The sequence below is a fragment of the Nocardia wallacei genome, from assembly GCF_014466955.1.
Classification (GTDB): Bacteria; Actinomycetota; Actinomycetes; order Mycobacteriales; family Mycobacteriaceae; genus Nocardia; species Nocardia wallacei.
Window position 1 is genome coordinate 7,541,065 of the sequence record NZ_AP023396.1, and the last position, 13,158, is coordinate 7,554,222.

At 62.4% G+C, this 13,158-nt stretch carries 12 protein-coding genes; 3 read left to right on the forward strand and 9 right to left on the reverse strand.

All coding sequences use genetic code 11. The annotated features are described in order from the left end of the window. A complete protein-coding gene (locus tag NWFMUON74_RS33880; RefSeq protein ID WP_187685757.1) occupies positions 1-1,011 on the reverse strand; it encodes a glycoside hydrolase family 113 protein in 1,011 nt (336 codons plus the stop codon). Between the two features lie 418 nt (positions 1,012-1,429). Here NWFMUON74_RS33880 and NWFMUON74_RS33885 point away from each other — a divergent pair, with 418 nt between their 5' ends. Beyond that, the gene (locus NWFMUON74_RS33885; RefSeq protein ID WP_187685758.1) at positions 1,430-4,117 is read left to right on the forward strand and encodes a LuxR C-terminal-related transcriptional regulator; all 2,688 of its coding nucleotides are present in this window, start codon (positions 1,430-1,432) and stop codon (positions 4,115-4,117) included. A gap of 467 nt (positions 4,118-4,584) precedes the next feature. Here NWFMUON74_RS33885 and NWFMUON74_RS33890 read toward each other — a convergent pair whose 3' ends face one another. From NWFMUON74_RS33890 to NWFMUON74_RS33910, 5 genes are all read right to left on the reverse strand, one after another. After that, positions 4,585-4,950, reverse strand: coding sequence for a hypothetical protein (locus NWFMUON74_RS33890; RefSeq protein WP_187685759.1), 366 nt, complete (start codon positions 4,948-4,950; stop codon positions 4,585-4,587). Between the two features lie 255 nt (positions 4,951-5,205). Beyond that, complete coding sequence (locus NWFMUON74_RS33895; protein ID WP_187685760.1) at positions 5,206-5,952, reverse strand: GNAT family N-acetyltransferase; 747 nt, start codon at positions 5,950-5,952, stop codon at positions 5,206-5,208. A 112-nt stretch (positions 5,953-6,064) separates the two neighbouring features. Continuing rightward, positions 6,065-7,015 carry a hypothetical protein gene (locus NWFMUON74_RS33900; RefSeq protein WP_187685761.1) on the reverse strand — a complete coding sequence of 317 codons (951 nt, stop codon included), beginning with the start codon at positions 7,013-7,015 and terminating at the stop codon, positions 6,065-6,067. 5 nt (positions 7,016-7,020) lie between these two features. Beyond that, the gene (locus NWFMUON74_RS33905) at positions 7,021-8,175 is read right to left on the reverse strand and encodes an aromatic ring-hydroxylating oxygenase subunit alpha (protein WP_187685762.1); all 1,155 of its coding nucleotides are present in this window, start codon (positions 8,173-8,175) and stop codon (positions 7,021-7,023) included. A gap of 135 nt (positions 8,176-8,310) precedes the next feature. Then, positions 8,311-8,682, reverse strand: coding sequence for a hypothetical protein (locus NWFMUON74_RS33910; RefSeq protein ID WP_187685763.1), 372 nt, complete (start codon positions 8,680-8,682; stop codon positions 8,311-8,313). A 188-nt stretch (positions 8,683-8,870) separates the two neighbouring features. Here NWFMUON74_RS33910 and NWFMUON74_RS33915 point away from each other — a divergent pair, with 188 nt between their 5' ends. Then, positions 8,871-9,512: a response regulator gene (locus NWFMUON74_RS33915; protein WP_187685764.1), complete on the forward strand. Its 642-nt coding sequence runs from the start codon at positions 8,871-8,873 to the stop codon at positions 9,510-9,512. A gap of 76 nt (positions 9,513-9,588) precedes the next feature. Here the strand turns inward: NWFMUON74_RS33915 and NWFMUON74_RS33920 are convergent, their stop codons facing one another. The 3 genes from NWFMUON74_RS33920 to NWFMUON74_RS33930 form a co-directional block, all read right to left on the reverse strand. Next, positions 9,589-10,071, reverse strand: coding sequence for a GyrI-like domain-containing protein (locus tag NWFMUON74_RS33920; RefSeq protein WP_187685765.1), 483 nt, complete (start codon positions 10,069-10,071; stop codon positions 9,589-9,591). Positions 10,072-10,141: 70 nt separating this feature from the next. Next, positions 10,142-11,059 carry a CPBP family intramembrane glutamic endopeptidase gene (locus tag NWFMUON74_RS33925; protein ID WP_187685766.1) on the reverse strand — a complete coding sequence of 306 codons (918 nt, stop codon included), beginning with the start codon at positions 11,057-11,059 and terminating at the stop codon, positions 10,142-10,144. 84 nt (positions 11,060-11,143) lie between these two features. Then, on the reverse strand, positions 11,144-12,193 hold the full coding sequence (locus NWFMUON74_RS33930; protein ID WP_187685767.1) for a sensor histidine kinase: 1,050 nt from the start codon (positions 12,191-12,193) through the stop codon (positions 11,144-11,146). 298 nt (positions 12,194-12,491) lie between these two features. On the opposite strand from NWFMUON74_RS33930, the gene NWFMUON74_RS33935 reads away from it, so the two are divergent. Beyond that, positions 12,492-13,100 (forward strand): hypothetical protein, encoded by a 609-nt coding sequence (locus tag NWFMUON74_RS33935; RefSeq protein ID WP_187685768.1) that lies wholly within the window; start codon positions 12,492-12,494, stop codon positions 13,098-13,100. The last annotated feature ends 58 nt before the right edge of the window (positions 13,101-13,158 follow it).

The window sequence follows — 13,158 nt, forward strand, 5'->3', positions numbered from 1 at the left end:
TCACACCGAGGCGTCAGGAGGACGAAGGATTTCCGACTCAGCGTTGTAGATTCGCGCGACCGTATGAAAGGCTTGCTTGGGCGTTCGGTCGTGCGGAAGCACGATGCCATAGCCGGCCATGTCCAAGTCCAAACCTGGGTCGAGCGAATGCGGATTTCCTTCAGCTACGTATTCGAAAACGAATGCCCCGGCGACCTTTGCTCGACGATACTCCCGCAGAAGCTCTTCGAGATATTTGGCCTGTGTCGCCTCATCGCGTGTCGGCGCATCGGTGAGCTGCGCCGGATCGGTGCTGTAGTCGATTACTTCATGGCTGGTAGGACCGAGGTCGTCGGCGCCTCGAAATGCTCCGCATCCGAACTCTGTGATGATCACCGGTTTGCCATGTCGATGAAAATCGCGCAAACGCCGCGAGTAGTCGCGTTCATTGTGTTTCAGTCGGTAAAAATTCTGGCCGACAATGTCGAACAGACGCCAATCGACGTCTTCCCAAAGACCGCATCCATAGGTGAGCGAGCCCCGAAAGCGAGCCCGCGCTACGTCGGCCATTTCCGACAACAAACGATTCAGTCGCCAGTTGTAGAGTGGGAGCAACGGCCATCGTCTTGTCAGCCGTAAGGCCCGCTGCGCGTAGCTGCGACCCGGAATAACGGCAGTAGAGAAGATACTCAACTCACACCCGATATTCAGATGGACCTCGGCCCCTCGGACCCGAAGATGCTCGGCGTCCGTGGCGACATCTTCGAGCAATATCAGAGTCCGCGACGCGTCACTCTCGATTGATCGAGGCTGGACCCAGACAGTCAGCCCAGCCGCCGCAGCAGCACCAGCCGCCTCTCGGAGGCGGTCAGCTCGGGAGCCATACACACAGACACTGTTGGCATGCAGCTTTCTCGCGATGTCGGCCATGTCGGAGGATACCTGTGCCATGTCCCAACCAACTCTCGTCGGTGCGCCAGCGGAATAGTCGGTTCCAGTGTCATAGTTGACACCACGATATTCCAGCGACATCGATCACCTCTCACCCCGAGTGCGCCGGTAAAATTCCGGCAAGACATATCCTGGCCCCGCCCTCGACAGAGTCGCCATCGATTCGGTATCGCACAATTCTTCCGATGACGCCGTATGCGCTGGAGCACGCCTCGGCCGCTGCTCCTTCGCTGCACCCGAGCATAAGTACGTGAACGACGGCTCGGCATCGGCAGAAGATACCCCACCTTCAGGCATCCCTACGACTACCGTAGGTACCCCTAGAGATGGACAGGGCAATCCTACGATAGGATGACGGAGCCGCCGCCAACCAAGCGTTATAGTGGTCGAGCCGTCGCAAGGGCCGAAAGAGCTCCCTGCACCGGCATCGTCAATCGACACGGGCAACCAGCACCTCAGCGGATGCTCTGGAAATAACCGCTGCATATCCTATTATCGGTTGCGGCACAACGTGAGGTCACCATTGCGCTCTCGGCAAATTCCCGGTTCTCTGGAAACAGAATATTTCGTAGGTCGCGAGCACGAATTGGAATTGGTACCGACATTGCTGCTGGGCCCTCGGCGGCTGATCACGCTCGTCGGTAGCGGCGGTGTCGGCAAGACATGCCTTGCCCAGCAGGTCGTCTTTCGATATCAGCGCGCTCGGCGCGTGCGAGTGCACTGGGCGGGTTTCGCGCGGCTGCCGAGAGAGGCCGACCGAGAGGCCATCGTGAATGAGATCGCCGGCGCGATCGTGACGACGGACTTCTCGGGGCGACCCGCCTGGGACGCCGTCGTCGATACACTCGATTGGACGGATGGCGCCGGACGACGACCCCCCGTCTTGCTGGTGGTTGATGGTTGTGAACACGTCGTGGACGCGATAGGCGCGGTTCTGCGCGAGCTGCTCGCACTCGTCCCCGCACTGACCGTACTCGCTACCAGTCGGACAACTATCGGGTTGCCCAGCGAACGCGTGGTTGACGTTCCGTCCTTGACACCCGGCCAAGCTTTGGCGTTGTTCTCCCACCGCGCCGATATCGCCGGTGTTTCTCTCGGCAAACCAACCGAGACCATCGCGGCAGGAATTTGCCGGCGGTTACATTATCACCCGCTCGCAATTATTCTCGCTGCGGCGCGGCTGCGTTATCAACCGTTATCGGCAGTACACCGGGACCTGACCGGGCTGGCTAGCGACCAGCGGTTGAATTGGCCCGGTGACCGGCACGCCGGTGTCGAGGATCGCCACCGAAGAATCAAGGCCGTAATCGATTGGTCATTCCAGCTGTGCAGTGCCAAAGAAAAGCTGCTGTTCGAACGTTTGGCCGTATTTGCGCCGGGTCTCGATGTGCGAGGCAGCGGAGACTTCCCGGTAGGAGGCGGCGCGGATCGCGATGCAATTACCGCGATCTGCTCGGACCCGGCAGAAGACCACGGTGGTGCGGCTACAGACAATCGAATCGAACCCAACGAAGTCCTCGCGATACTCGAACAACTGGTTGATCGCTCCCTGGTCACGCTGCATATGGAGGGGCACGAATCGCACTACTCTCTGGTCGAGAGTCTACGCGTGTACGCCATTCAACGTCTCGAAGAGCGTGGGCACGAGGAATTCGAGCGTTTGAGCACGCGCCACCGCAATTACTATCGGGACCGACTCGCCGCCTCGCGCGACGACTGGTACGGTCCGAGGGAAATAGAGCTACTCGAGTGGGCCTCCCGGTCGTGGGACAACGTGGCTTCCGCAATCGAAAGCAGTCTCGGGACGCCGGATGCTGCGTTGGTCGGATTGGAGCTCGCCGTCAACTTGTTGGCGATGCGCGTCCCGTACTTCACAGGTTCACTTCGCCGAGTGCAGCGATGGATCGAACAGACGCTGGCCGCGACCAGTAATACCACGCCTGAAGCGGCAATGCTGCGCTCGGGCGCACGCGCCTTCGCCGGTTTCATCGCCATCCTTCAAGGAGACATCGCTGAGGTACACCAAGTCATCAGCCGATGTCTGGCCGAGGGAAGTTTTGCCCCCGAGCTCGCCACAGCGTTACGTGACGACCCATGCATCGATCACGGAGCGCCCGGCGCCGTGGATCTGTTTCGAGCTCTGGAGCTCTTCCTGGTAGACAACGATCCGCGGTCCGTCCGCGTCTTCGAGTACGCGCGAACGAAGTTCGAGCGAGATGGTGACACCGGGTGCGCCGAGATGACCCGCATGAGCCTGGTCGGGGCCACTGCGTTCTACGACACGTCTGATGAGGGACTGCACCTGATCGAGTCTCATCTGGCCGAGGTGAACGTAATCGGCGCAAGATGGCCAATTGTGTGGGGCAAACTCAATCTGGCAATCGCACAGTACAAGCGAGGTCGCCCGCGGGCGGCGCTGGACATTGTCGACCAGGTCCTACGTTCACCTGGCGTGGAACGCGACCCGTGGTGTGCCCTATGGACGGTCAGCATCCGAGCCTGGGCGCTGGCGGCGCTGCTCGAGAATGAGCGGAGACAGAGCCGGGCCGGCCAGCTGCGCGACTGGGCTATAGAAGTCGGCAGGCTACTCGGCGCCGGAGAGACATACCGGCAAACTGTGATCGCCGGCGCCCGACCGTACGAACCGTTCCGTGCAGAATCCTGGATTGCTGCCGAACGCGCTCGAAAAGTACTGGGTTCCAGCGCTTTCCGCCTCGCGGAACAGGAAGGGCGGTCATTATCGATGGACAGCCCGAGGCGCGTCGCCGAGCTTATTCTGGAACGCGATCATCCGATCGAATCCGACGACTCGGCCGTTCAACATGGCCTGTGGTCGAGCCTGTCCGGCGCTGAGTCGGAGGTAGCCGTGCTTGCCGCAGCCGGATGGTCCAACAGCATGATCGCAGCCAAGCGTGGGCGCTCCCGCAAGACCATCGACGCCCAAGTCGTCGCAATACTCAGCAAGCTGCAAATTAATTCACGGACTGAGATAGCCGCTTACGCCCCGTTGGCTATTCGCCAGGAGGTCTCCCGCGCTGCAGAGCAGCGACCGGGGCAATACTTTCGACTATCCGAGATCAACCAGCGGAGATCCGAGAGCACATCAGGTAACGGAGTAAAGACAGATGCCCGCGGCTCCGGCAGATCCGATTCCGGTACGGACGCGTCCGGCCGCATCGGTACCTAGAATGCGACGATGAGCCACCGATGACGTGCATTCGAGTTGAAAATACCATAAGTTGGATGAGCGCGCTCCAAGCCGAGCACTGTGCATCCCGGCTACCGCGCTCATGAGACGAGAACGCACCGAAAGGTATTCTGTGAATAAATCCGGTTCCAATTTCTGGATCATGGCCGCCGGACTCATCGCGGCACCGCTGCTGATGAGTGCACCCGCCGCTGCGGAGGCTTTGCCGCTGACCCCTGCGGTTACCGATTCCGCAGCTCCCGTAGCCACGCCCGGACCGCCATGCTATCCAGGCAACATCCCATGCCACCTGTCGACATTGTCGAGTGCGCTGGGAATAGGCCGCTGACTGGACGACTGGATAGAGGACCCGGCCTCTCCCCGTGGGCGGCGGGTCCTCTATCCAGTCCAGAATTACCAGGCTATGGGCTGCGGCCAGGACCGACTGATCCCGGTCGACTATCAAATCAGGAGCCCGGGAATGTTTCGCGAATGCGCGCATCGGTTACAATACCGAAATTGAGCGCGCTGCCGTCCCGGCAACCTGCCTCGGATTTCTGGCCGATCGGCGTGTACGGATACCCGGACGCCGTATAACGCCCGAGCTCAGGAAATAGGCCCGCTGGCTTGACGAACACCCCGAAACAGTCGATTTCCACAGCATGTAGCCCCGTGCCGCTATGGCAGACAGCACTGGCACCCATCAGGCTGCGATCGATCTGGCAATTCTCCGGCCGCGCATTTGCTGCGCCGGCTCCGAAGACCAGAGCCGCAGCAAGCAGGCCGAATATCGATGCGGCGCTGACGCCGACTCTGACCGTACCGCTTCCCAACGCGTCTCCTCAGTAGTTGTTCACCAATGAAGGCTGAATCGACTTCGCCCGTCATCTGGCAGGATGTGTCGTAACGACGATAAGAGCTGCGCAAACCAGCTACATCGGCCGAACACCTCCGGATTTTAGGTACGCACCTCACCGGTACGCCTCGACCGGTTACCGAACGCCGCTACGAAATCTTTACACGCCGCTTGGCCGCCGCGGGTGCCGACCATGCCGGCGTGGCGCGGCCCGGGCCGATTCGGCGACGGTCTACGGTCTGCTGATCAGCAGGATGTTGTCCATGTCAGCGAACCCGACACGCAGATGTATCCGTCGTTCGGCCGGGCCTTCCGCCATCAAGAAGACAATCTCGGTCCCCGTGTCATGAGCGGCTCGGGTGAGCGTACTGATCATCGCTGCGGCGATGCCTCGCCGCCGCCATTGCTCGACTACTCCGATCGCCGCGAGCTCGCTCACATCGCCGACAGGCACGGTGATCAATCCGGATCCGACCGCTACTTCGTCGCGCGTCCGAGCGATGACCACATGACCCCCACCGTCGACCACACTCCGTAGTCTGTCCACATCGTGCCGATCAGCCACACCACCGCCGTAGACAGCATTCTGGACCGTGGCGCAACGCCATAGTTGTTCGTCGTCGACGGCGATCTCCACGATGACATCGTCTGGAGCCGCGCATTCCTGAACGTCGGCGCGGCCGCAGGTCATCACCGGCAGTTGGTCCTCGACAACGAATCCTGCGTTCAGCAGAGCCGGCAACACCTCCGTCGCGGCTGCGGGCAGGTACTCCAGCCGTGGCACCCGTCCCCGGCGCTCGAAGGCCGCGACCAGAGCCCCGACATCGGCGGACGTCGGCAAGGCACCGTCATCCGGAACCGCGTAGTTTCGAAAGAGGTTGTCACTGTAGGCGTCGAACCCCGCGACGAACGGGCCGATCCGTTCTGAATCGTGTTGCCGCAATACCGTTGCACGCAGATACGAAGATATCTTCGTCATAGACCGCCTTTCTGAACGAGGTAGCAGGTAGCGCTACCGCTGACCTCACATTGGAGTAATCGCATGTGATATTCGATGGCCTGTCGCCCCTCTGAGGACGACTGGCATCCCATCACGCCGCACGTGCGGTGCGGGCGACCCAGTCGGCGTTGGACTCGATGGCATATGGCTTCGTCGAATGCCGATCGACCCAGCTCGGCTCGAGAAACCCTTCCGAATCCAAACACGAACGTCGGTAGAACCAGCAGTGATCGGCGCTGGTCTCGACATCGGTTTTGCGTACCAGCACCCAGCCGCTGCCGTCGGCACGCAAGCACACGCCGCGCACCGCGTCCGGGCATTCGCTCGGGTCGAAGCCAGCAGCCTTGGTGAGTTCCCGAGCTTTGTCTTCGCCCTCGTTCTCGCCAGCGAGGACACGGAGACGGTACTTCGAGAGTACCGACGGCATATTGCCGGCATAGCCTGTCGTCCACACAGCACGTACCCGCGGGTCGTGATTGGGCGCTAGGTGCGCGACGGCGCCGCCTTGACTGTGCCCCCAGGTCGCGATACCCGAATCACAGTCGACATTATGGAGCGCGCAGGCGGCATTGAGCAGGCTGCCGTGCTCGCGCGGCGAGAACAGGCAGCGCGTTTGATTGCCATGATCGCTGAACAATGCAGGCAAGCTGTTGTCGTACTCGACGACGAGCGCTACGAAGCCGCGTCGGGCCATCGCCTCGGCAACGGCGTTGGCCGCCGGTGCGTTCTCGCGGCGGTCCGTCTCGGCGTCCTTGCCGATATTGGTGCCGACGAAGTACAGGAACAACGGATGCTTTGCCCCGGCCAGTTGTTTCGGCTCGAATCCCCGCGTTTCGTACCGCCGTACACAGTCGGCACTGTTGTCCACTGTTCCCGCGTAGCCTGGCGGAACAGCGATCTGCTGGATCATCTCCGCGCCTTCCGCCGCGGCCACGCCCGCGCCGCACATCGAGCCGACGAGTCCTAGAGCCACTGCGAGACGACATGCCCATATCGAAATCGGTCGTTTCCCGGCCGATCGTAGTTCACTGACCAGCGGCATGATAATCACCTCGCCGTCGAAAGGTCGGTCGGTTCCTTCCCCAGCAGCGCATGAGCGAGGTTGCGATAAAACGCGAGCATACCGGGCTGCTCCTTGGGGCACAGATGTCCACGCGCGGCGAAGCGTGATCCGACGCCGCGCTGCACCGCCTCCAGTCCCCGCCGATCCTCGTCGTTGATCATTGCCGTCACCGCTTGCTGAGTACGCGTCACCGCCTCGGAGGATGCGGAAACCTCGGGGGGTGTAAGCACACCGCCAAGCACTCGAACCCGGTCGATGGCCGACGGCACGAAGCTCAGCCACACCACCTGGTCGCCGAACGCGATGAAACCGCCGGTCGGGAAGCACATCAGCAACATGCCATGGGTCTGCTGCACCTCGTCCAGGGTCAAGGTAGGCGCCATCGCCGGGATTGCGAGCGGAATCCGACCGTGCAGCACCCACGGTGAGTAGGGCTCGATATACATGTCACCGCCGCCGGGCATGAACGGTTCCAACGTTTGCCGATGCAGTCCTAGCACATGATAGTTCTCGTGCCCGTTCTCCATCGCCACCTTCCAATTCGCCTGCCATTCGACTGACCACGAATCGACCTGCACCATTTCGCTGAGTCGGTAATTGGTGAACGCCTGCGCGCCCAGATCGAGATGCGCGCCGATCGCATCCGCTTTCGCATCAAGGTTTACGAAGACGAAGCCGTTCCACTCTTCGACGGCGAAACGCGGCAACCGGCACGACCGCGCATCGAAGTCCTTGTTGGGACCCATATGTGGGGCCCCGCGCAGCTGACCGTCCAAACCGTACTTCCACAGATGGTATTGGCAGGTGAACGCATCGGTACGGCCTGCGCCGGGCTCGACCATCAACATGAGCCGGTGCCTGCACACCGGCGACAGAGCATGCAACGCTCGGTCTTCGGCGCGAACGACCACCACAGGTTCGCCAGCTATCGAGGTCGACACGTAGTCGCCGGGCTCTGCCAGTTGGTCACCGTGAGCGATCAACAACCATGAGTGCGCAAAGATTCGTTCGCGTTCCAACTCCCACAACTCGGGCGAGGTGTACGCCGCCGGCGGCAACGTGAGTGCCGGAGGCTGATCGTCGAGGTATTCACGCAGTGCGGAGAGGATCTCGTCGACCTGGGTCGTGACTACAGACATGGTGAACTCCGATTCGGGTATCAAACGATAACTACATCAGGTTATCAATTGATAACCAGTCGGTCGACCCTTTTTGGCTCATTCGTGCCAGCAAGGGCGACGCCCGGCCCGTCGGTGCGCCGCAGTAGAGCGCGGTCATGCCCCGCGCAGGTTGGTGGGTTTCCCGCTACGCAGCACCGTGATCGTTGGGGGCACCTCGACCTCGAACCTGGCGTCACAGTTGGCGAATCCACCGCATCGTGCGACAAGGTCGAGGCGGCCGTTCTCCAGCGTCCATGATTGCTCCTTGGCTCCGCTGCGTGCCGAGAACCAGCGCGTCACCTTGATGTCGCCGCGGTTGCTGACGACGAGATCGGTGGGCACATCATGCGATTCGACATCGAGCGTCGACCCCGCGAAGGGAAAGATGCGAACCTCCGGTGTCGCCTCGAGATGTGATGCGCACCCGGGTAGGAGAGTCACAGCGGTGAGCGCGATCGTGCAGGCGGCGAGGGATCGGGGCGACATGCGAATTTTCCTTTCAGGACGGAGTCGGTTCGAGAGGATGCCCGGACCACGCCTCGGCCGGCATCTCCCGATCGGCAGATTTCGGGAACTACGGCGCTCGATAAGCTATTCACGCGGATAGGGTGAGGTGTGCTTCTCGTGGCGACACGTTTCCGCCCACTTCCGCCGATATACCGGAGCGAGCCGGAATGATCCGTGTACTCATTGCCGACGATCAGACTGTGGTGCGGCGTAACCTGCGCCTGATCCTGAACCTGCACGACGATATCCAGGTGATCGGGGAAGCGTGCGATGGTCGCAGCGCCGTCGATCTGGCCCGGCGGCTACGGCCGGATGTGGTGCTCGCCGATATCCGCATGCCCGTGCTCGACGGCCTCGAACTCACCAAGATCCTCGCCGGGCCCGACGTGGCCGAACCCATGCGGGTCGTCGTAGTCACCACCTTCGACCTGGACGAGTACGTCCACGCCGCACTGCGCCACGGCGCTTGTGGCTTCCTGCTGAAAAGATCGGGCCCGGCATTGCTGGCCGAGGCAGTGCGCGCGGCCGTGGCCGGCGACGCCCTGATCAGCCCGTCGGTCACGGTGCGGCTACTACGTCGCCTGAACGCGACTGCCCCGGTATCGTCGGCGTCGGAACCACTGACACCTCGCGAGATCGAGATCGCCGGTTATGTCGCCAGCGGTCTGACGAACGCAGAGATCGGGCGAGAGCTCTACATTTCCGCCGGTACGGTGAAGACCCACGTCGCCAGCATCCAGCGAAAACTACAGGTCCGCAACAGGGTCGGTATCGCACTGTGGGCCAAGGACAACGGCCTCGTGCCGTAGCACCCGCATCGGGCGAATTCCGATCGACAAATGCCCGGCACTGACCGGACATCACGACGCGGGCAGGGGAACCGGTTTACTGGCATGCGCCGCCGATATCACGAACCGGACATTGCAGTTCGACGATCCGGCGATTCCCGGGGCCGTTTTCGTAATGGATCTCGCGATATGGTCCGTAGGACTCCAGACCACGCTCCTCGAGGAAGGCATCTACAGTCAGCCAGGGGTCGGCAATGTCCACCGGTAACCGGTGGTACCTCATGGTCGCCCCGCGTGCCTCGGCCACAAGCTCGACCGTTTCCAACCCGGCGATCGGCGCCGCGCCCGACTCCAGCAGCACTCCGACCGATACGTCGATCTTCGACTCATCGGACCGCCCGTTATAGATGCGGACGTTGCGCCCCACCGGCGATACCCCCGCTACATCCAACCGGTCAATCAGATTGCCGAACAATGCCTCTACCATCGCGCCTATCTCGCTGATGTGGTTGACCTCACCGTGGACGTGAGCCACATGCAGCTCCGGCAACGGCTCGAGCCGCAACGTACTATCAGACATAATCAACCTTTCTTTTCGGAAGCAATCCCACCGTGACAAATTCTGATATTCCGCCAGCACGATCTTCGTGCTAGCAGCGTATCGGCTGGCTTATCGGACCGCGGCGATACTGGCCGGTCATAACCAGTACGGCGATAATTGCCGACATGGCGATCCAACTCGGCCAACTCCCCGGCACCGACGTCTGGAACGCGCCCACGGGTCCGGTCGCAGCGCCGATGGTCGCCGGGATCGGATTGGCGAGCAGATTCGACGAACCGTGCAGGACGACGGCGGGCCACAAACTGCCTGACGCGATCCTGATCCAGGCCATGAGGCATCCCAGCAACAGGCTCCCGGTCGTGAAGATCAGCATGCCGACCAGGCCTGGGAGGCTCGGGTAAAGGTAGCCCTGCAGTGTGAGAGGAGCATGGAACAGTCCCCAGATCAGTCCGCTCAGCACGACGCCGCGCAGCATGCCCAGCGGCAAGAGCCTGGGCAGCAGGTAACCCCACCCCCACTCCTCGCCGAACATGAGTACCAGCAGCGGGACGAAGGTGACCAGGCTTATAGCCAGCTCCGTCGCCAGTGCGGCCACTGGGAAGGGTGTGTGCAATCGGTAAACGCCGGTCAAGACGGCGATGGCAATGGTCGCGGCGACTACGGCGAGCGGCAACAGCAGCCCGACAGCGAGGAATCGCGCCAATCTGCGCCATGAGTCCGGGCGCGAAATCCCGGTGCTGGCAAGCAGTTGGCGGGGCCGGCGGATATCACCGGTGAAGGCGGCCGCCACCAGCAAACCGAGCGCGGGCGTACACATTCCGAGGCCGCCGAACAGCAGAGCGTCGGACTCACTGCCGATGTCGCCGAACGTAGTCCATGCCAGGGCGGCGGCAGTGATCCCGGTGAACGTGACGCCGATGAATATCGCCAGTTCGCCCCACGGCACCGCCGGTGGGATGCCCTCATATTGGGCAGGGGTCCGCGACGGCTGCATGGATATTGGCATAACGTTTACTCCTCCGATCGCTAGGACGGGTAGACACCGTATTGGTGGCGGCCGTACCGAGCATCTGCCGATCGGCAGAAATCCTCAGATACCGGCGCTACGGCACGAGTCCGTGGCGGGCATCGGAAGTACTGCGCGCACTCGCCACCCCGTCGGATGTTGCGGTCCGGCCTCCAAGGTTCCCCCGACTGCCGCAGCACGCTCGGCAAGACCGACAAGCCCTAGACCGCCCCGTCGGCGAGTGCGACCGGCGGAAGAAACGCCGTTGTCGGCGACGGTCACCTCGAGGTGTGCGTGTGGCCGCTCACGTACCGAAATTCGTACCGCGCGCACGCCCTCGGCGTGGCGGCGCACATTTGTCAGCGACTCGACCACTATCCGGTAGGCAACCGCTCCGGTCTCCCTGGGCACAGCCTCGAGCAATTCGGCTGTAGCATCAACCATAACGGCGACGGCATCGTCGGATCGGAATCTGCCCACGAGATCGGGAAGGTCGGCTAGATTTCCCGGCAGCGGGAGGGTATCGGCCGGCTCGTGAAGCATCCGCACGGTGTGGTCCATCGATGTCAGCGCGGCGACCCCGATCTGTTCGATGTGCGCGAGCGCGGCCAGTGCGCGTTTCGGAACCATTTGCGCCGCTTGGGCTTCCAGCACGATTCCACTAAGATCGTGTCCGACGAGGTCATGAAGGTCACGGGCCAGAGCCAGCCGCTGCTCTCGGCGAGTCTGGGCAATCGCGCGCGCACGCTGTTGGTCCAACACACGTAAGTAGCCACCACTCGCGATGGCCACTCCAGCGGGCAGCGCGCCGACCAAGCACAACATCAGCACCTCGAGCGCATCGGGCGGCACGGCCGAATCCACCGCGACGCGTAGCGGCACGACGGCCGATGCCAGCGCTCCCTCCGCCCCCACCACCGCAGCGACCGACGTCGAGGATCGGCGCACCACTCCGACGAGCGCCGCCTCGATGGCCAGCATCTCCAGGACCAGGCACACGCCAGCAATATTGTGCATGGGCGGCGGCGGAGCGAAGGGTAGTACGGCCGTCACGCCGAGCGAAGTGGTGAACGCTCCCGCGGCAACCACGGCCCGGGGCAATACGGTCGACGACAGCACGAGCGCCGCGGCCACCGCTCCCGCCACCGATAGGGAGAGCAGACCAGCGGACGGCGCGGCTGCCGCCGCGAACCCACCCAGTCCGACCGCCGCGCCGACAACTAGGGCGTGGCGGGACCGCGCTCTCACGGTGCACCCTGCCGGGACGAGATGCCCGAAGGACGACCGCAACGAGTGCGGTCCCACCGCATCCCCATGTACTTTCACCTTCTCCCGCGCCTACCAGCCGGATGGGAAACTGCGCATCAGCAATGTAGCACACCTGTGCTACATTGCTGATGTCAGCTAGTACAGACGAGCCAAGGTGGGCATCATGACAACTGAGCTACTCGCTGATCACCCTGTCGCGGCGGTCATTCTGGCTTGCGAAGTCGGACTATGGGTACTTCTCGGTCTCGGGCTCCTATTGCGCTATCCCGGTCGCGCGCGGGGGTTGAGCACTGCGGTGCTGTTGACGATCCCCGCACTCGATGTGGTGCTTGTCATCGCGACGGCGGTCGACCTCCACCGCGGCGCGGAGGCGGATGCCACACACGGGTTGGCTGCCATGTATCTCGGATTCTCCGTCGCCTTCGGCCCTGCGTTGATTCGTTGGGCGGACGTTCGCTTCGCACATCGTTTCGCTGATGGCCCCGAACCAGTCCCCGCACCGCGCTCGGGTCCGGGCAGGCAACGCCATCTCATGCGGGAATGGTTTCGTGTGGTCAACGCGGCGACAATCAGTTCTCTCGTGCTGCTCGGTCTGGTCCTGTTCGTCGCCACGTCAGAGCAGGACACCACCCTGATGTGGTGGATGGGCCGTGCATGGGTGATCGTCGGCCTGTGGTTCATCTTCGGGCCGCTGTGGGAGATGTGGCGAAACGAGAAAGATCCAACCGAACCCGACAATCGTACGAAGCCAAAAGCGGGGCACACCAATTGAACCGAAGATGCGGCGACGGCTCAGCCTCGGAATGCCCGACAGCGAGGTCCGTACCGGC